18 protein-coding genes and 1 pseudogene are annotated in these 19,325 nt (G+C 56.9%); 14 read left to right on the forward strand and 5 right to left on the reverse strand.

All coding sequences use genetic code 11. From position 1 onward, the window contains the following. The first annotated feature begins 124 nt into the window (after positions 1-124). Positions 125-1,144 (forward strand): alpha/beta hydrolase, encoded by a 1,020-nt coding sequence (locus BLP10_RS02690; protein ID WP_091129402.1) that lies wholly within the window; start codon positions 125-127, stop codon positions 1,142-1,144. A gap of 6 nt (positions 1,145-1,150) precedes the next feature. Here BLP10_RS02690 and BLP10_RS02695 read toward each other — a convergent pair whose 3' ends face one another. Continuing rightward, positions 1,151-2,098: an NAD(P)/FAD-dependent oxidoreductase gene (locus BLP10_RS02695; protein WP_091129405.1), complete on the reverse strand. Its 948-nt coding sequence runs from the start codon at positions 2,096-2,098 to the stop codon at positions 1,151-1,153. Between the two features lie 185 nt (positions 2,099-2,283). Between BLP10_RS02695 and BLP10_RS02700 the strand changes: the two genes are divergently transcribed. From BLP10_RS02700 to BLP10_RS02715, 4 genes are all read left to right on the forward strand, one after another. Beyond that, the gene (locus tag BLP10_RS02700) at positions 2,284-3,201 is read left to right on the forward strand and encodes an aldose 1-epimerase family protein (protein ID WP_091129409.1); all 918 of its coding nucleotides are present in this window, start codon (positions 2,284-2,286) and stop codon (positions 3,199-3,201) included. 531 nt (positions 3,202-3,732) lie between these two features. Continuing rightward, complete coding sequence (locus BLP10_RS02705) at positions 3,733-4,344, forward strand: hypothetical protein (protein ID WP_091129413.1); 612 nt, start codon at positions 3,733-3,735, stop codon at positions 4,342-4,344. Next, on the forward strand, positions 4,337-4,573 hold the full coding sequence (locus BLP10_RS23810) for an HGGxSTG domain-containing protein (protein WP_091129415.1): 237 nt from the start codon (positions 4,337-4,339) through the stop codon (positions 4,571-4,573). The genes BLP10_RS02705 and BLP10_RS23810 overlap by 8 nt, the downstream gene beginning before the upstream one ends. A gap of 223 nt (positions 4,574-4,796) precedes the next feature. Beyond that, positions 4,797-5,666: an aldose 1-epimerase family protein gene (locus BLP10_RS02715; RefSeq protein WP_091129418.1), complete on the forward strand. Its 870-nt coding sequence runs from the start codon at positions 4,797-4,799 to the stop codon at positions 5,664-5,666. A 433-nt stretch (positions 5,667-6,099) separates the two neighbouring features. On the opposite strand, the gene BLP10_RS23360 is transcribed toward BLP10_RS02715, so the two are convergent. Further along, complete coding sequence (locus BLP10_RS23360) at positions 6,100-6,372, reverse strand: hypothetical protein (protein ID WP_210183584.1); 273 nt, start codon at positions 6,370-6,372, stop codon at positions 6,100-6,102. Positions 6,373-6,558: 186 nt separating this feature from the next. On the opposite strand from BLP10_RS23360, the gene BLP10_RS23815 reads away from it, so the two are divergent. Together BLP10_RS23815 and BLP10_RS23995 are read left to right on the forward strand one after the other, a co-directional pair. Beyond that, a complete protein-coding gene (locus BLP10_RS23815; protein WP_280141065.1) occupies positions 6,559-6,693 on the forward strand; it encodes a hypothetical protein in 135 nt (44 codons plus the stop codon). An 81-nt stretch (positions 6,694-6,774) separates the two neighbouring features. Then, a complete protein-coding gene (locus BLP10_RS23995; protein WP_139165424.1) occupies positions 6,775-7,050 on the forward strand; it encodes an HNH endonuclease in 276 nt (91 codons plus the stop codon). A gap of 614 nt (positions 7,051-7,664) precedes the next feature. Here the strand turns inward: BLP10_RS23995 and BLP10_RS02730 are convergent. Further along, positions 7,665-9,086, reverse strand: coding sequence for a mannose-1-phosphate guanylyltransferase/mannose-6-phosphate isomerase (locus tag BLP10_RS02730; protein WP_091129429.1), 1,422 nt, complete (start codon positions 9,084-9,086; stop codon positions 7,665-7,667). 89 nt (positions 9,087-9,175) lie between these two features. On the opposite strand from BLP10_RS02730, the gene BLP10_RS02735 reads away from it, so the two are divergent. Then, the gene (locus BLP10_RS02735; protein ID WP_091129432.1) at positions 9,176-10,405 is read left to right on the forward strand and encodes a glycosyltransferase family 4 protein; all 1,230 of its coding nucleotides are present in this window, start codon (positions 9,176-9,178) and stop codon (positions 10,403-10,405) included. Further along, positions 10,395-11,537 (forward strand): glycosyltransferase family 4 protein, encoded by a 1,143-nt coding sequence (locus tag BLP10_RS02740; RefSeq protein ID WP_175493749.1) that lies wholly within the window; start codon positions 10,395-10,397, stop codon positions 11,535-11,537. The genes BLP10_RS02735 and BLP10_RS02740 overlap by 11 nt, the downstream gene beginning before the upstream one ends. 155 nt (positions 11,538-11,692) lie before the next feature. Here BLP10_RS02740 and BLP10_RS02745 read toward each other — a convergent pair. Next, positions 11,693-12,751 (reverse strand): annotated as a pseudogene (locus BLP10_RS02745) (IS3 family transposase); the annotation flags it as partial. 388 nt (positions 12,752-13,139) lie between these two features. Here BLP10_RS02745 and BLP10_RS22780 point away from each other — a divergent pair. The 5 genes from BLP10_RS22780 (at position 13,140) to BLP10_RS02770 (ending at position 18,976) form a co-directional block, all read left to right on the forward strand. Further along, positions 13,140-13,445, forward strand: coding sequence for a hypothetical protein (locus BLP10_RS22780; RefSeq protein ID WP_139165416.1), 306 nt, complete (start codon positions 13,140-13,142; stop codon positions 13,443-13,445). A 235-nt stretch (positions 13,446-13,680) separates the two neighbouring features. After that, a complete protein-coding gene (locus BLP10_RS02755; RefSeq protein WP_175493750.1) occupies positions 13,681-15,561 on the forward strand; it encodes a glycosyltransferase in 1,881 nt (626 codons plus the stop codon). Beyond that, on the forward strand, positions 15,558-16,691 hold the full coding sequence (locus BLP10_RS02760) for a class I SAM-dependent methyltransferase (protein ID WP_091129450.1): 1,134 nt from the start codon (positions 15,558-15,560) through the stop codon (positions 16,689-16,691). Before BLP10_RS02755 ends, BLP10_RS02760 begins: the two co-directional genes overlap by 4 nt. Before the next feature lie 316 nt (positions 16,692-17,007). Further along, positions 17,008-17,985 (forward strand): GDP-mannose 4,6-dehydratase, encoded by a 978-nt coding sequence (gene gmd, locus BLP10_RS02765; RefSeq protein ID WP_091129453.1) that lies wholly within the window; start codon positions 17,008-17,010, stop codon positions 17,983-17,985. A 7-nt stretch (positions 17,986-17,992) separates the two neighbouring features. Then, on the forward strand, positions 17,993-18,976 hold the full coding sequence (locus tag BLP10_RS02770) for a GDP-mannose 4,6-dehydratase (RefSeq protein WP_244510358.1): 984 nt from the start codon (positions 17,993-17,995) through the stop codon (positions 18,974-18,976). Here BLP10_RS02770 and BLP10_RS02775 read toward each other — a convergent pair. Then, positions 18,973-19,325, reverse strand: a 353-nt coding sequence (locus BLP10_RS02775) for a transposase (protein ID WP_139165425.1), incomplete at its 5' end; no start/stop codon positions are given. The genes BLP10_RS02770 and BLP10_RS02775 overlap by 4 nt on opposite strands.

Raw genomic sequence — 19,325 nt, forward strand, 5'->3', positions numbered from 1 at the left:
GGGAAAGCTAGCGCCTCAAATGACTTATTAACTGCTGCAAAAGCTCCATTTCTGGACAAGTGCCTATTGGACGGCCACATCTGTCCTCTCCCAATGTCCGCCCCATGAGCAACGAGGAACAGCGATGCGCAAGGACCACAACGTGCCGGAAGGCGTGGTGCACTCCCTCCGGATCGACAGCGAGTGCCTGAAAGGCAATCTTCTCGGCGATCCCACAATGCGGCGGGTCGACGTCTATGTCCCGGCAGGCCATGACGGCCGCGGCCTCCCTCTTCTCGTAGACCTCGTGGGCTATACGGCGGGCGGGCCTGGCCACACCAATTGGAAGAACTACGGCGAGAACGTCCCTGAGCGGCTCGATCGCCTGATCGGCACGGGGGCTATGCCTCCGGTGATGGTCGCGTTTCCCGATTGCTTCACCCGCCTCGGCGGCAACCAATATGTCGACAGCGCCGCCATGGGCCCGTGGGAGACCTTCCTCATCCGCGAGATGCTGCCCTGCGTCGAGAGCCGCTTCGGCTGCGGCGGAGACGGGCGGCGCGGGGTGTTCGGCAAGAGTTCAGGCGGCTATGGCTCTCTTGTCCATGCCATGCGCCATGGCGGCTCGGTGTGGGCAGCGGCGGCCTCTCACTCCGGGGATGTGGGTTTTGAATATCTCTACCATCTCGGCGAGTTCGCAGGCGCGCTGCGCCACCTCGCGGGCTATGGCATGTCCGTCGAGACCTTCCTCGACAAGTTCGCCAAAGGCCCGAAGGCCAAGGATCAGGACTGGCATGTGCTGATGATCCTCGCGCAGGCCGCGAGCTTCGATCCTGATCCGAGCCAATTTTGCGGTATTCGTCTTCCGGTGGATCTGCACACCTGCGAGATGATCGAGGAGCGTTGGGCGAACTGGCTGCGCTGGGACCCATTGCGCATGGTTGATGACACGCAATGCCAGGACAACCTGCGCAAGCTGAAGGCCTTCTACATCGATTGCGGCGACATCGATCAGTACAACATGGTCTATGGCTCGCGCCAATTGCACCGGAAACTTGAGACCGCCGGCATCGCGCACGTTTATGAGGAATTCCCCGACAACCACTCCTCGGTGGATTACCGCATGGATGTGAGCCTGCCCCTGGTTGCGAAGGCTCTTACCTGACCTCGATCAGGCGCCGCCCGGCTCATCCTCCGTCGGCAGTTCGCAGTGGTTGTGAATATGCGTGGCGGCATGGGCGGCGTGCCCCATGCCCACGACGATCTGATCGAGGCCGCGCACGATATCGCCCGCCGCATACAGCCCTTTCACGCTCGTCTGGCAGTGACTGTCGACGGTGAGGCTGCCTGTCGCATCGTGCTCGGCGCCCAAGGCCAGCGCGAGGTCTGATCGGTACTTCAGGCCCAGCGCCGAATAGAGCACATCGAAGCGATGCTCCTTGCCCCCTGAATGGAGCGCGGAGATCCTGTCGTTCTCCATGTCGAGGGACTGGACAGGCGTTTCGACCACCTTGATGCCGTGCTCGTCGAGCTTGGACCATTGGTCGGCATTCAGTTCAAGAGGCTGGCCCAGGGTGAGCAGCGTAACGTCGTCAGAATAGGTGCGGGCGATGAACACGGCCTCGCCGATGCCGTGAGCGCCATAGGCGATGACAGCGATTTTACGGTCGCGGGATTCAAAGCCGTCACAGATGGGGCAATAGCGCACCAATCCGCGCTGCACGGCATTGGGCACGTCCGGCAGGTCGGGCTCGATATCGACCGCGCCGGTCGCCAGTACCACCCGCCGGGCCGAGATCTGGCTGGTGCCGCCCTCATCGTCCTCGACCATGGCAATGAAGCGGTCCGGCTGCTTGCTCAAGCCCGTCACCCGCCCTGCCCGGATGCATTTGCCGTATTGCTCCAGATTGGCGCGCGCCCGGCCCAAGAGATCCTTGCCGGAAATGCCGTCCGCGAACATGGGAATGTTGTGGCTGGTCGGAATCCAAGCCGCCCGCGGCGTGCCGCTGTCGACGATCAGAAAACGGCGCTTGAACCGCGCCAGATAAAGCCCCGTCGTCAAGCCCGCCGGTCCACCGCCGACGATCAGGCAGTCGAGCATGTCTCCATTGGATTCCATCCAGCCTTGTTCCCTCGAAATAACCCTAGAGGGAGCACAACTCGCAAGAGAGCCAAAAGATCATCCGGAGCAGCACTGGCTCGTCCAGCAACTACAACCACTGCCCAACTATCCATTGCCCAAGAGCCGCATATCTGTAGGGTCTCATTTAACAGATTTCTCCTTGCCAATTAGGCTGGCTCTCTATGCGCATAACCCTCTCGAACTCTCACCTAAAGGCTCAAATTGTCGGACTTGGGGCCGAACTGGTGGCGCTTCAAGATGAAGCAGGTCATGACCTTTTGTGGGATGGAGAACCTACGTTCTGGACCGGACGCTCTCCTCTTCTCTTTCCCATCGTTGGCCGTCTGCGCGATGACCGGACTCTGATCGAGGGCCGCCCCTATTCCATGAAACAGCACGGCTTTGCCCGCGCATCCACGTTCGACATCGTCGATGCCGGCACTGAGAGCTGCCGCCTCCGCCTGAGCGCGAGCGACGAGACGCGCGAGCAATATCCCTTCGATTTCAGGCTCGACGTGACCTACCGGGTCGATGGTGCCCGGCTGGTCTTCACTGCATCCGTCTTCAATCTGGAAAACCGAGCAATCCCGGTCTCATTCGGCTTCCATCCAGCCCTGCGCTGGCCCCTGCCCTATGGCGGCAAGCGCGAGGCGCATGAGATCCGCTTTGAAAAGGCGGAGGCAGCCTCCCTGCACACGCTGGCGGAGGGATTGGTTGGAGAGGCTTCGCGTCCATCTCCCCTACAAGGCGACCGCCTGCCGCTGCATGATGGCCTGTTTCAGGATGGAGCACTTGTCTGGAGCGAACTCAAGAGCCGTACGGTGCGCTATGGCGTTCCCGGTCGCCGCTCCCTTTCGGTGTCATTTCCGGATATGCCGCATCTCGGCATCTGGACGAAGCCTGGGGCGGGCTATGTCTGCATCGAGCCCTGGCAGGGCTATGCCGACCCCGTTGGGTTTGCAGGCGAGTTTAAGGACAAGCCCGGGATCGTGATGATCCCGGCCGGGGAGAACCGTGATTTTTCGACGGAGATCATCGTTGATCCGCCGAACTCGTCCAACAAGCGTGGCCCCTCCCAACAAGGGGACCCCGCCTGTTAAGATTGAAGCCTCAGACGAAGTCTTGATCAGAGACCACCTTCGGCCGCTGATATCCGCAACGCGATCGATGTCAGCGTCGCCTTGTGGCTGCCCAAACGGATTTCGATTTGCTGGCGAGGAATGAGCTTGAGGCGATTGGGTCGTTCAGCCAATCTCGCACACCCCATGAGGTTGGTTCGGAGATACGAGTGATTGCTCTCATTCCCCGACGGGTGAGCAAAATTCCATGGTGAAGGTGTGCTCTGGTGCATTTGAACATGAAAGTTCTCTCGTGCCGCGCGGACGGGCCACTACTCCATGACGAAGGCCAGCTGGCACCAAGACAAAAAATTTCGAAAATCAACCCCATGCAAAGGCCGCAGGATGCCACTACGGTTGCTCATGTCGCCCCGTAACATCGGCGTGACCATCCCAGTCGCATTGGGATTTATCCACTGTTATGAGACTTGGCCGTTTTCATTGGCCTCTGCCGCACTACTCCTATGACGCGGTACATCTGGTGGACGTTGAACGAACCTATGGAGACGGAACGTGAGCCAGCTTAGCGAAAACAAATCCCTTCAGAACGCGCTTTCCAACCTCGGCGCTATCTTTGGCACCAGCAACGACGATGTACAGATCGGCCTTCTCAGGCAAGTGGTCGAAGCGCTATGGTTCCCACTATCTGAAGACGAGGATGGCTCTAGGGCTGTGGCTGCACTTGCCGTCCTTCATGAAATGAAGCCCCAGGACATTTTCGAGGGACTGTTGGCGAGCCAGATGGTTGGCACGCACAATGCAGCGATGGAATGTCTCAAGCGAGCGGCAGAAGCAGGCGCTAATGTGACGGGCGCTGAGGTCAATCTGCGCCTTGCGTCCAAGTTCCTGGCTATCTACCTCCAGCAACTCGATGGTTTGAACCGGCATCGTGGCAAGGGAGCCCCACAGGTGAATGTCGGGGCCGTGAATGTCCAGTCTGGTGGTCAAGCCATCGTTGGCAGCGTGGAAGCCAAGCCGCCACGAAAGCACAAGAGGCCCGCTCACGAGCCAAGGATCCCGGCACTCACGTCAAGCCCAGTGATCCCGATTGGCCTTGGCGGGGCCAATGAGCTGATCGAGCAACCTTTGGGCCGAGGCTCCAATGAGCCGATTGGCGATGCTTAAGGCTCCCCGATGCAGGGCTAAAACTCGCACCGGCGGGTGCTGCCGAGCCCCTGCGGTCAATGGCAAAGAGCGTTGCCGAATGCACGGTGGAGCCGCCGGGTCGGGCGCTCCGATCGGCAACCGCAACGCTCTTAAAAATGGGCTGTACACGCGGGAAGCGATCGAGACACGGCGGGCGCTTCGGGCTTTGCTTCGAGAGGCACAGCAGACACTGGAGCAGATCGAGTGACCCAGCGTCTCAGCGTCGGTCCACTCCCGACCGGGTCGGCATGCTGCCCGTCCCGCGAACTTTCGAACCCAGGTCGGTCGCTGTATGCTGGCAAACTGGGAACCTCTGGTGCTGGACGTATTGCTGATCTTTGCTCGAAACATCGCGGTCACCGCATCCGTGACTTGCTTCCGGAGTGGATTCAGCCAGAATTTTGTTCCTGCATCAGGAGTGCGAAGATTTCATGTTGGTTACGATCGCCTGTTCGGAGCTGGAAGCCCAGATTTCAACGATGGGGGCGGAATTAGTACGCCTGCGTGATCGAAACGGTCACGATCTCCTCTGGGACGGGAACCCAGCTATTTGGACTGGAAAATCTCCCCTCCTGTTTCCCATTGTGGGGCGGGTGCGCAACGATCGCGCGCGAATCATGGGTCAAGAGTACGGTCTGAAGCAGCATGGCTTTGCTCGCACCTCCTTATTTGGGGTGATCACCAAGGGTGAAGCGTTCTGTCATTTTCGCCTCTCCGCAAATGCGGCAACCAGGGCGCAATATCCTTTCGAGTTCGGGCTCGATGTGATCTACGGCCTCGAAGGCTCTACCCTTCTTGTGCAAGCCGTAGTCATGAATGCTGGGCGCCCTGTTATGCCAGTATCCTTCGGCTTCCATCCCGCATTCCGCTGGCCGTTGCCCTATGACGGCGCGCGCGAGGCACACGAGATCCGCTTCGAGGTTCCAGAGCCTGAACCGACACGGCGGTCTCGCGATGGCCTGATTGAGACAACCCCACACCCCACACCGGTGACTGGGAATCGGCTGGTTCTGGGCGATCATTTGTTTGATACAGGCGCGATTGTGTTCGATCAGCTCAATAGCCAGCTTTTGTCCTACGGGGTGCCAGGTCAGCGCTCAATCCGCGTCGCCTTTCCAGGATTGCCTCACTTGGGCATTTGGACAAAACCTGGGGCAGGATTCATTTGCATCGAGCCCTGGCATGGCTATGCCGACCCCGAAAACTTCATTGGTGAGTTCGCTGAGAAGCCAGGCATCGCTCTGATCGGTCCAGGTGAAGTGCGCACATTTGAGATGGCGATCTCGTTAGCAACGGTCTGAAGTCTCGGCTGTCTGCGCCCCTGATCCTACACCATAGTGTAATTCTGATCTGTTTAAGTCACCTCTGGACTTTAGCTGGTGCAAGAGGATGCATCTGAGCCATCACGCTTTCTGACCAGACCTGGCGCTTTAGCCGAATTTGGTTGAGCCCCGGCGATACGAGTTTGGATCTTTGCTAGGACCGTCTTGGATTGGATGGCGCAGTCGCACACCAGGCCCACCGCCGTTTTCTGGAATGAACTGGATACCGGCAGTCTCAAACGCACGCTGAATAGCACCTGCATTGGCCAGCGTCATGGCGACAGGACCATCCTGAGCCTCTGCACGTCGAATTGTGGCAACCCCCAACTGAGCTCGCGCTGCAAGCTCCTCAGCACTCCATCGTAAGAACGCGCGTGCAGCACGGATCTGGGACCCCGTGATCGCAGAACAATCACTTGATCTCATATTGACAGCTCAAGTCCAAAATGATATGAAATATATCAAGTGATTGTTTTTCGATCAAAGACGACTCCAGTTTCAGCTCGCCAACTATGCTGCTTTCCAGAAGGGCCATTGCGCCAGTAAAGGGCACAACCGTTGGCATTCGTTGTGGCGTATTCCGCTGTTCTCGCCAAGAGCTGCAATGAATTTTAAGCAGCGTAGGCTTCGTCGTAAGAACATAGGCGTAGGAACGACGCTGCAGGCACAGCATCTTCCGCGCCATGTGGATCACCCAGGTAGGAAAGTCCCTCGTGAAGGAAATTTCCCGATGACAACAAAGCATCCCCTGTCTTCTAGCCCTCAGGCAGTATCGAAACACACACCCGCTAACGGAAATCTTTTGACGGTCGCTTCCCTAGGAATGCGTGTGCACCTGGCTCCACCAAATCCTGACCGGGAGCGCCAACTCATGGATCTAATTACCTCGTGCGAAACATTACGCGCTGAATGGGAGCACTTGTTTCAGCAGGTCATTGCCCTTCTCAATGAGGAGGCCTTGGCGGTCGACGCTCTCGACCGTCTCAATCCTTCATCACACGACTAGGGTGGGCTATGCCCTACATCGAAGTTGAAGATGTGGTTACAACTCCCCGCCGGAAAATGACGCCAAACCGGCGGCACATGCATACTTTGTGATCGCAGGATCGATGGCGCGCGCGAGCGGTGGATAGCGGAACACATCCGGGCACTTGAGCTGGGAGGAGCTGATACACTGGAGAATATGGGACCGGCGCATGAGGCCTGCGCTATGGTTAAAACCCAGGATGATCACCGTCGAGCAGCCAAAGCTAAACGGCAGAAGATCCAAGACATTGGAGCTTACGGGTCGAAACGGCCCCTGCCTAGTGGTAAACGGAGTCCATGGAAGAGGACACTTTCAGGACGGATCGTTAGGCGGTGAGATTCCAGCAGGAGCTTCATGCAATGGCCTGCCTCCGCTTCACTTGATACACGGCACTGCTCATCTCAAAGTGAACTACTCAAGCCCGATGGCATGCTTCCACAAGAGGCTTAAGTCACAGGGACCTCCCACACCTGGACTATTGTCGTCCGGTCGCCCGATCGAGGGAGCCGCAATGCGCACGAAATCCTCTTCGAGGCTAGCGCGACGAGTTCCTAGCACACTTTGCCCGAGGGACGGATTGGAGCAGCCACGTGTGACGCTCGTAAGGGGCGACCGCCTGTCGCCTTACGACGACTTGCTTCAGGGTAAGGCGCGCAGACAGATGGCACACCAGCGCGCTGCCTCAGCATGCCCCCCTCAGCGTGCCGCAACTGGCATAGAGGTGAAGCTCCCTGCAGACCGAGGGCATTGAGCTTTGGCTATGTCACCCTGTCAGGTTCGAGGGAAAACGCAATGATTGCCCGGTAATCGTGACCGTCCCGTTAGGTCAGAGCCACGACACTTGATGACGATCTTCCTTGAGCTGCCCGACGCTTCCGAAGAGCCCCTGCGTCCGAAAAAGCTCCGGCCTGCTTGAGACCGGAGCCAATTTGCGACCCGTACAATCGGCTTTAACGACCGTAGATGTCTTCTACGCGAATGATGTCATCTTCACCGGTGTAGCTTCCCACCTGGACCTCGATCACCTCAAGCGGAATGCGGCCTGGATTGACGAGGCGGTGCATAGCGCCGATCGGTATATAGACTGACTCGTTCTCGTGGATCAGGCTCACGTTCTCGTTCACGGTCACCTCGGCGGTGCCCTTGACTACCACCCAGTGCTCGGCGCGGTGGTGATGCTTTTGCAGCGAGAGACGCCCGCCCGGCTTCACCATGATGCGTTTCACCTGGAAGCGCGTGCCGTGGTCGATGCGCTGATACCAGCCCCAGGGACGGTACATGCGGTGGTGCTCGCTGGCCTCAGGGCGCGCCTTGGCGCGCATGGCGACCACAAGGTCCTTCACCAGTTCGGAGCGGCTGCGCGAGGTCACCAGCACCGCGTCCGGCTTGGCCACCACGACCACATCGTCGAGGCCGACGACCGTGGTGAGGATCTCGTCACTGTGGATGAGGCTGTTGCGGGCCTCCACCACTTCCACGTTGCCGCGCAGGGCATTGCCATCCTCGTCGCGCGGCGAGGCGTCCCACAGGGCGCCCCAGGAGCCGATATCAGACCAGTGGAACGACACCGGCACCACGCCCGCCCGCTCCGTGCGCTCCATGACGGCATAATCGATGGAGGTTTTCGGGGCTTTCTTGAAGGCCTCATCGTTGAGCCGGATGAAGTCGAGGTCGACGGTCGCGGTTTCGAGAGCCTCCCGTGCAGCGGCCAGGATCTCGGGCTGGAAGCGCTCCAGCTCCTCGATCATCACGTCGGCGCGGAACAGGAAGTTGCCGCTGTTCCAGAGGAAGCCCTGGTCGATATAGCCCTGCGCCGTTTCCGCATTCGGCTTTTCCACGAAGCGGTCGACGCGGAAGGCATCGGTGTTCTTGATCGGCTTGCCAGGCTGGATGTAGCCGTAGCTGGTCGCCGGGTATTGCGGCACCACGCCGAGGGTCATAATGTGCCCCTGGCCGGCTGGCCCAATGGCATCCTCACAGGAGGCCACGAAGGCCGCCGGATCGTCGATTACGTGGTCGGCCGCGATGACGAGCACGATCGTCTCCGGGTTGTGACGGGCGGCATGGCAGGCGGCCACGGCGATCGCGGCGGCGGAGTCGCGCTGGACGGGCTCGAGGATGATATCGGCCTCGGCCCCGATCTGGGCCAGCTGCTCGGCCACGATGAAGCGCACATCGTTGCTGGAGATGATGGTGGGGCGCAGAAACACCTGCGGCGCCGTGACACGCTGAACCGCGGTTTGGAAGGTCGAGCGCTCACCGAGCAGATCGATGAACTGCTTCGGCATGCTGTCGCGGGAGGCTGGCCACAGCCGGGTGCCAGAACCGCCACACATCACAACAGGGAGGATCTTGGTGCTGCCCTCGCTCATATTCTGCCCTTCTCTTTCAGTTTGGCGCGTCGTAAACACCAGCCTCTTCTTCGTCAACTCAGCCTGCAGGATTATTGCAAATATCTATCATGGTCAGCCTGCTCCCGCTCCTTCACCGTATCTGGCGCCTGTTTCCGGCACAGGCCCGCAGGCGTGTCTATGAAAAGGCCACCACGGCTGTGAGCTCAAAGGCAACCTGGACGGAGAAAACGCCGCGGGAGCCAGCCGAGCCATTTATTGTCGCAGGCGCTCTGAGCGCTCCGACTGGTCTCGGCGAGGCCGCGCGGCAACTTCTCTACGGCCTCATCGCCGGGGGATACCGGGTGAGCGCCATCGACCTGTCGAAGGATCTCGCTCAAAAGAGCATGATCCCTCTCCCCGACCTGCCACCGCCCTCGACCGGGCCCGGTACCCTTCTTTTGGCGGTCCAGCCTCCCAATGTGGGGCACGCGCTCACCCTGATTGGCCGCCCGATGCTCGCCGACAAGCTCCGGATCGGCTGCTGGGTGTGGGATCTGGAGGTCCTGCCCGAGAGCTGGATCGAGCAATCGCGGCTGGTCCATGCCTTGGCCGGCCCAAGCCGTTTTTGCACGGAGACCTTCGCGCGCCATATGGACCTTCCTGTCAGGCTCCTACGCTATCCGATCGGCATCGCGCAGGCTCCTCTGGCCCCCAGGGGCAAGAGCGGCACACTCCGCTTCGGTGCCGCGATGGATCTTGGCTCCACTGCGGCCCGCAAGAACCCGCTGGCGGTGCTGCAAGCCTATCGTCAGGCTTTCAGGCACGGGGATGCCGTTACGCTCTCTATCAAGCTTCGGGATGTCGGCGCTGATCCCGCTATGTTTGCGCAGCTGCAGACCCTGGCGGCAACCGATGGCCCCCCTGTGGAGGTCCTGAGTGGAGATTTTCCGCCTGCGCGCATGGAGGAATGGTGGCGGGGCCTTGATGTTTTCGTCTCGCTTCACCGTTCCGAAGGCTTCGGGCTGTTGCCCGCTGAGGCCATGCTCCGTGGCATTCCGGTGATTTCGACAGACTGGTCAGCGACCGCCGAGTATATTTCGCTAGAGACCGGTTGGCCTGTACCGGTCACTCTGGTGCCTGTGATCGACGCCACGGGCCGCTACGAACTTGCGGGGGCCCGATGGGCTGAACCCGACCTGACGGCTGCCGTCGAAGCCATGAAAGGCGCAGCTCGGAACCATGAGGAGGTTTCGCGTCGCGGTGCGGCCTCCGTTGAGGCCGCCCAGCGCATCTTCTCCCTCGAGCAGTTGCAGGCAGGCCTCGGTCTGGAAGCTAGGATCAGGCAGCATGTCGAATAACCGCGCGCCCGGCGTTGCATCCGTCCGGCCTCGGGTTGTCCTTCATTACTGGGGACGCCGGGGGGGCGGCTCCCTGTTCACACTGCTTCTGGCCCAGCATTTAAAAGCGTCGCAGGATCCCGTTGATGTGTTTCTGTCGCTGGCCGACAGCAACGATGACATGGTGTCCTTTAGGGCGACCGGCCTGCCTATTCTGACGCTTGAGCGGCCGCATCTCTCGACCCTTTGGCACGCAGGATGGCGTCTCCCCAAACGCCTCCGGATGCATGCCAACGAACTTGCAATGCTCAGGCCCGACGTCGTTATCATTACGATGAACTCACCGTTCGCGTGGCCCTTCATCTATGCTCTGCAGAGACTTGGGATTCGAGTGGCATATGTGGCCCATGATGCCGAACCGCATCCAGGCGACTATGCCGCCCTTTGGCAGCGTGTCACCCAGGACCTCTTGCTCAAGAGCGCGGATCAGATCGTAGTACTGTCCAAGAGTGTCGCTCAGCGGGTGACTGAGAGAATTCCATCAACGCGCAGCAAAATATCCGTACTCTCGTTGGAGTCTGTTTACCCAACGAAACGTACACACCTACCTTTTTGCGCGACTGCGGGCGATCCGATCCGGTTTCTGTTTTATGGCCGTCTCCTCCCGTACAAAGGCCTCGATCTTCTCGGTCAAGCTCTGGCTCCTCTGCGAACCTCTCCCGGTTGGCAGCTGACCATTGCTGGCTCAGGCCCTCTTGAGGCTGAGATCAGACATACCTTCTCCGAGTGGCCGCAAGTTGAGCTAGAGTTGGGATGGATTTCCAATGAGCGAACAATGACCCTTTACTCCACTCACCACCTGCTCCTGTGTCCGTATACGGAAGCCAGCCAATCTGGTGTTGTCGCTGAGGCACTCTCGTGGGCAATGCCATGTCTGGTCATGCCTTCAGGAGCGCTACCAGAGCAGATCGGCTTCGGAACAGCTGGTGTCGTTGCCGAAACAGTTGATGCAGCTAGCTTCCGCCGCAGCGTGCAAATCATCCTTGAAGAGCCAGGGCGTCTTGCGGAGTTGTCTTCTGCGTCAGCCAAATTACTGATTGAACGCCAAAGCGAGACGGGTTGGATAGACTTAAGCAGCAATCAGTTGATCTGATACCTTAACGCTGGATCAGTTTGGGTTAGAGTTTTCCGCGGTATTTTCTCTAGCTGGGAAAGGAGCGGAAGACCCTGGCTGCATCCCAGAAGTTGGACCAGATCATGTGAGACTCTCCGGTCCTGGTGGACCTGCCCCCATATGTGATCCACGGTCTATGCAACTTTCCGGGCTAGGTAAGTTTGTCGGGCGAAGGCGCTCGGGGTCAAGCCGCCGAGCGCAGTATGCGGTCTGGTCTCATTGTAATCTCTCCTCCAGTCTTCGATCCGCTCCCGGGCATCGGCCATGGAGAGGAACCACGAGGCATTCAGGCACTCTGCCCGCAGGCGGCTGTTGAACGCTTCGATGTACGCATTGTCTGTAGGCGTTCCGGGGCGGGAGAAGCCCAGCATGACACCCCTGGCATACGCCCACAGATCTAGGTCACGGCTGACAAACTCCGAGCCCTGGTCGACCTAGATCGTTGTCGGATAGCCAGTCTCAGCACAGGTCCGCTCCAACACCTGCACCACGTCCTCACCCCGGTAGCTGAAGCGCGGATCGATGATCGGTAAGTAGCGCGAGAAGATGTCCACCATGGTTAGGATCCACAGCTTCTATCGGTCGCCAGCTGGTCGTGCACGAAGTACATCGCCCAGATCTCGTTCGGCCGCGTGGCGGCACAGCGGTCCTCCCGGAGCTTCGCCTTGAACCGCCGCTTCGGTGTCTTGCTGCGCAGTTGCAGCCCCAACTCCTTGTAGATCCGCCGGGTCTTCTTGTGATTGGCGCGCCAGCCCTCACGGCGCAGCAGAGTATGAACGCGCCGGTAGCCATACCGCACCCGCATCTGGCAAATCTCCCGGATCCGCCGCTCGAGGTCGGCCTGCTCGGGGCGACGGGATTAGTAGTGGTAAGTCGAGGTGTCCACGTCGAGCACCCGGCACACCCGCCGGATCGACACACCCCACTCGCCACGCACCCCCTCCACCAGCTTGCGCTTGCGAGCAGGCCTTAGAGTTCTCGGCGGATGACATCCTGCAGCATCTCGCGATCCAGCGTCAGATCGGCGACGATCTTCTTCAGCCTGGCGTTCTCCTCCTCAAGCTGCTTGTGGCGGCGCATCTCCGGCGGCAGCAGACCGTCATACTTCTTCCAGCTGAAGTAGGTTGCCTGGCTGATCCCGGCCTTGCGGCAGATCTCCGCCACCGGCACGCCGTCCTGGCCCTGCTTGAGATGAACGCCTTCTGGGCGTCTGAACCGAAGGTCCGCGAAGCGAAAACTGCGAGGCTTTCATGGCTCTCCGCTCCATTACCAGCCCGGTATCCTAGCGCGGAAAAGTCTAGCCAAAAGCGACCCAGTTTTACGGGCTCACATCAGCTGCAGCGCAATCAACCAGCGAACTCTAACCTCATCTAGAGGAAATCTCCATAGCAGGTCACAGGCGAGCAATGAATGACGTCACGCTTGCCAATCCGAGTGCGAGTAACCACTTGCGTCTCACCACCCCACTGGATAGGTATTACACGATTATCAGGGAACTTACGGGTAAGGGAATCCTGTCGCTACAAGACCATCGTAGGCTGCATCAAGCCTTGTGTACGGCAGTTTCCAAGGGGAACGAGAGTGCGTATCGCTGTAGACTTCAAGGTACTCTCGACCGATGCTGCCATGCGAGGTATGGGGCGTTACACTCAGCAGCAGGTTCGAGAAGTACTTCAGCTTGATCGCGGCGTTGAGATTTTTCTGCTCATGCACGGGCAAATCGATAAATCTTCAATGCTTCACGACTGGATATCCGAAAGTCGCGTCCAAATCGTTCCAGTCTCAGTTGACGGATATGATTTAAGCCTATCGCAGCTTTCAAGTTTTGATGCTTTACTTGAATACTCGCACCGGCTTCAGACGCTTCTGAAATCTTTTAAAAATTGACGTATTTCACAATTCTACTCCGTTTATGACACCACAATACGCATCTGTATCAGTATGCGGGGTAGTATCAACTTTCTATGATGCAATCCCATTAATTTTCCCGAAAGACTACTTCACCTCACATGCGGCAAGAGCATTCCATACCCAGTGCCTGCAAAATGTTATTAGGTCGGATGGTGTCATAGCGATTTCAGAGTCGGCCGCGAGAGATCTATATTTATATACAGGATACGATTTGGCAAAAACGCAAATCGTATATCCTTTAGTTGAGGATCGATTTAGAAAAATCAATCCAGAAGAGCTTAATTCATTTTCAGCTCCGTCTCTGAAAGATATTGATCTAAGCCAGCGCTTTATTTTGAGCGTAACAGGGATCCACAGAAGTAAAAACGTCAAAACTCTGCTAGAAGCCTATATGCAATCTCTAAGCCTAATTGGGCGAGAGATACCACTTGTTATCGTCCTTCCAAGTGAGGGGGCCCGGCTTGAATTCATTCGTCAATTCGGGACACCTTTAAATGTCATTCCTATCGCTGCTGTCTCCGAGGAGGAACTTGCCTACCTCTACAATCGCGCTGATTTTGTTGTGCAGCCTTCTCTCTACGAGGGATTTGGCTATCCCGTAGCCGAAGCATTGAGCTGCGGAGCGGCCGTAATTACGACTACCTCATCTTCTCTGCCTGAAATTGCGGGAGATGCTGCGCTCCTTGTGGATCCAATCAACGTAGAGGAAATGGCGCAAGCTATAGTAACATTAGCGACTGACAGAGGCTTAAGAGCAGAACTTAAACAAAGGGCTATAACCCGCGCCCGCCTTTTTCATGATCCGACGGCACTAGGGACAGCTACATACGAAGCATATAAGCGGGTGGCTCGGTCCGAGTGCCGGGCATCTCCAGATAGGCGCCCGATTGCGGCAATCTGGAGTTCAATGCCGCCCTTGGACTGCGGCGTCGCTGATTATTCGCGAGAACTAGTCGACGCACTGGCGGCGACCCATGATGTGGATGTTTATGTAGATGGAAAGTACCGCCCAGACGCTTTTATCCCGACTTGCGCACGGTATCGCCACCCTCGCGATTTTGATCTGTTGCCCGAGCCGACTATGAACATTTTCCAAATGGGCGGGCGGAGCTATCAGCAGTTCATGTACGAGCCAATCCGTAGGCATCGTGGGACTGTTGTACTCCATGATCTCTCGATGTCGTTGGGTTTTTATTTTCTGGCCAAGGGTGGTGACGCTCTAAACGAGTTCGAAGACAAGGTCGTCTTACCAGAGGGAGAGCATGCGCATAAAGAGTACGGGCGTATGCTTGCGCAGTTCCGGGATCCGCCACGGGACGTCTTGGACGGTTTTTTTGACCGACATAAGCTATTACGGTGGCTAGTTGAGTCGACAGACTCGCTTTTGGTCCACACTGAGCCGCTTCGCTCTCAGTTGAAAGAAGAGTATCCAGACGCTAATACCCGCACAATACGTATGGGTGCGACTGACATGTTACCTAAGGTCCGCCACTTGCCTATGCAGTCATGGCGGCAAGCACTTGGGATTAAGCCTAATGCCCTGTGCATTGGTTGCTTTGGCATAGTAGACAAGTGGAAGCGGTTAGATCTTGTCGCTCGGGCCTTTGAGGAACTTTGCAACCAGTATCCAACTTCCGTCCTTCTGATAGTTGGCCGAGCTTATGACGCTGAGTACAGGCAGAAGCTTGAGGCGCTGACAAAGGAAAGTAGATTTGGTGAGCGAATAGCTCTAATCGATTATGCGTCTCCGAATGCATTTCATGCTCTCATGGCACTGGTCGATGTTGTGGTGAACATCCGTTGGCCGAGTCGTCTTGGGATGTCCGCAATCTTGGTTAGGGCTCTTGCCGCCGGCAAACCGACCATAATTAGCGACATCCCAGAATGGCGCGAGATTCCTGAAGAGGTTTGTCCGCGTGTAACACCTGGGGAAACTGCCCTAAAGCAACTGAGTGCGTTACTCATTGGTTTTGCATCTGATCCTGCGACGCTAAAGGCGCATGCAATGTCCGCGCGAAAGTGGTTCCTCTCCAACGGCACGCTAGACGCTATGCGTGCCGACTATCTTTCTGAAGCGCCGAGGAAGCAATGATTCCCTACAATAAAGTCTGCAGCCTTGAAGATTTCGATGATCCCGCGATCTCTGATCTTATTCGTGAGATCTTTTTTTACGAAATCGGTGCCTTCCCGCAAGGATACCCGAATGGCGTTGCTGACTCCAAGCAGTGGGAGATCGCAATGTCAGTCCGAACACTTCGCGATACAGGGTTACTGAACCGTTCCTCCAAAATCCTGGGAGTTGGTGCGGGGACAGAAGTGACCTCGTTCTATCTTACCCGGCATGTCGAGCAGGTTTTTGCCACTGACATCTACGCAGCGTCAAAACAATGGGTGGACGTAGCGCCCCTGGGATTTCTTGCGAATCCAGCTCTATTCTCACCGTACGAGTTTGATCAGTCCCGTCTGGTACCACTTCATATGGATGCGCGGGTCCTCAGATTCCCAGATAAGTTCTTCGACGGCATTTACTCATCTGGGTCTATTGAACATTTCGGATCTCTTGAATACGTGGCGAACGCAGCCTACGAAATCGGCAGAGTACTAAAGCCCGGCGGGGTTGCGACCATTGCAACAGAGTTCAAGCTTGCTGGACCACCAGGCTCGGACGGCTGGGACCCCAATGTAATTCTATTCACAAATGAAAAGCTCGAAAAGTACATTATTGAGGCGAGCGGACTAGAGCCCATTGATGAGCTAGATACCAGTATCTCAGATGCAACACTTAAGGTTCGTCGCGATCTCGTCCCCTTTTTACGAGGCACCAGTGGCGAGTTTTCTGCCGAGAAGAAAATTGCGCACTATCCTAATCTTGTACTTTATCACGAGGGTTATTTGTTTTGTTCTGTGCACGTGGCTCTCAAAAAATCCGATCGGTACCCTGCCAAAGATAACGGGTGGGCGGCACCTTCGGAAAGCACACGAGAGCTGGTTGCCAAGACATTTTCTCCGAGTGAAGCTGTGCCTGGAGCTGACCTTCTCAAGTTGATGGCGGAGACTTCAACATCAGCATCCGGTGGGCTTGATCCGCACGTTAGTAAATTGGTTCAAGAACAGGAACAGTTTATCGACCGTCTTCGCAGTGAAATCTCATATCGAGATCATCTGATTAAGGAGCAGGAAGAGCTAATCACGAAGCTCAGAGAGCTCGTCCAAGGAAGGTAAAGGTCGCGCTAAGCCAAAGTATAGATTCCGATCAATTTACTCGCGTGGAAGCCTGAGTAGCAATTTATCGGTCGGGAATACTATGCAGGACTGCAGGCAAGGCAACAGGCCGCATGAGAGATGCGCTCCGTCCGACTAGAGTCGAGCTAATGGATAAGTTTTCACCCCAGGGAAACAACATTACTTTAATCCTAGGATAAGGGCCTAAGCAAGCACCGATCGGTTTGATTGGCACTTTTGAGAGCGATGGCTTGCGCTAAGGTTAAGTGCAGGGCATATGTCACGCCCAGATTAAATCTACAGTTGGGATAAACCAATGAAGAAAGCGTTCATAACTGGCATCACAGGGCAAGACGGCGCATACCTGTCTCAGCTACTTCTTAGCAAAGGATACGAGGTATATGGGCTAATCCGGCGATCAAGCACGGCAGATGTCAACGATGTGCGGCTTCGCTGGCTCGGCATTGCCGACCAAGTAAAACTCGTCGATGGCAATCTCACAGATCTGTCGAGCCTCGTACGAGCGCTTGGCGACATCAAACCGGATGAAATCTACAATCTTGGAGCTCAGTCCTTTGTGAAATCCTCTTGGAGCCAGCCAATCCTGACGGGAAACGTTACAGCTCTAGCGGTCACTAATATGCTTGAGGCAATGCGCTTGGTCTGTCCCGACGCCCGTTTCTATCAAGCCTCCTCATCGGAGATGTATGGTCTGATTCAGGAAGAGATGCAGAGCGAGACTACGCCATTTTATCCTCGCTCGCCGTACGCCGTTGCCAAGCTGTATGGCCACTGGATCACAGTCAACTATCGTGAGAGCTTTGGAATGCATGCATCCAGTGGCATTCTATTCAATCATGAGTCCCCACTGCGTGGTATCGAATTTGTCACCCGCAAGGTGACCGATAGTGTTGCTCGTATTAAGCTGGGGCTCGCACAGGAGCTGCGCCTAGGGAACATTGACGCAAAGCGCGATTGGGGGCATGCACGCGATTACGTCAAAGCCATGTGGTTGATGTTGCAGCAAGATAAGCCTGACGACTATGTCGTTGCAACAGGCCGTACCACCACCGTGCGAGACATGTGCCGTATTGCGTTCGAGTATGCTGGACTTAAGATGGACGAACATTTGATTATAGATCCAGAGTTATTCCGGCCAGCGGAGGTAGACGTCTTGCTTGGCAATCCCGCAAAGGCCGAGGAGAGGCTTGGCTGGAGTGCAGAGACGACGCTGGAGGAAATGATCAGGGAAATGGTCGATGCTGACATCAAGCGTTTGGCGTTAGTTCGCTAAGGTTCTGATGATGGTTACCTGCTCCGCCCCAGGTATGCGTGTTCTTGTCACCGGAGCAGGTGGCTTCGTTGGCAGCTGGCTGCTCCGAGCTTTGCGATCAAAACTCTCCAGCGTTGATCAAGTATACGCGCTGGGGCACACTAACGCCGTTGCTATTGCGAGCACAAACGAGAGTAGTGTGCTGTGCGATCTAATTGATGCAGAGGCGATATCGGCCCTCATTGCATCGATTCAGCCAACCTGTGTCGTCCACCTCGCAGGTGTTACTGCAGTTCAGGACGCTCGACGTAGTCCGCGCCGTGCGTGGGAGGTGAATCTTAGCGGCACGATGAATGTGGCTGAGGCAGTATTGCGCTTTGCTCCTAGGGCTAAAGTAATTTTTGCAGGCACATCAGAGGTCTATGGAGGCACATTCGGATGGTGGGACGGGCCCGTTGATGAGAGTGCTCCCCTTGACCCCACTAACGCGTATGCCGCTTCCAAGGCAGCTGCAGATCTGATGATCGGGCAGATGGTGCGCGAAGGCCTAAACGCGGTTCGGTTTAGGCCCTTTAATCACACAGGTCCGGGACAAAGTGATACCTTTGTTGTCCCTGCGTTTGCTTCACAAATTGCTCGGATCGAGAAAGGGGTTCAGAAACCCGTCATTGAGGTTGGGAACCTTGATGCAGAAAGAGACTTCCTTGACGTGCGCGACGTAGTGGCAGCTTATATACTTGCATTGTTCCAAGAGGTTCCTAACCTCTACGGCAAGGTTTTCAATCTTGCATCAGGCAGCCCTCGCCGAGTTGGAGATATATTGGAAGAGCTCGTCAGCCAAGCCACCGTTCCCATACAAATCAGACAGGATCCTGCAAGGTTACGCCCCAGCGATACTCCCGTAACAACCGGTGACGCATCAGCTGCTCGCGGTTTACTTGGATGGCAACCAACGATTCCTTGGGAGGTCACGGTACGGGATGTGATGAGCTACTGGCGTACCTCACTTTAGAGGCTGTTATGGACTGCGATGTAGTTTACGGCCTGTCTTAACATAATGCAGACCAGTGCGATGACGTGGAGGTCAGCAAGAGTTTGAGGTAAGCGCTCGTAATCGCGCACCAAACGACGGAAGCGCGTGGCCCAACTGAAGGTCCGCTCAACCACCCACCGGCGCGGCAACAGCACGAAACCGCGCTTGGCCTCAGGCAGTTTGACCACCTCCAGCTCAATCCCATGCTCGCGGGCGGCCGCCGCGGCCCTCTCGCCTGTATAGCCTTGATCGACATAGGCCAGGTCCACGCTCTCGCCGGTGGCCGCCTGCACGGCTTGGGCCAACTGTCCCACCTCAGCGCGATCAT

Origin of the sequence: Microvirga guangxiensis (assembly GCF_900102135.1) — a bacterium.
In the GTDB taxonomy this organism is placed as follows: Bacteria; Pseudomonadota; Alphaproteobacteria; order Rhizobiales; family Beijerinckiaceae; genus Microvirga; species Microvirga guangxiensis.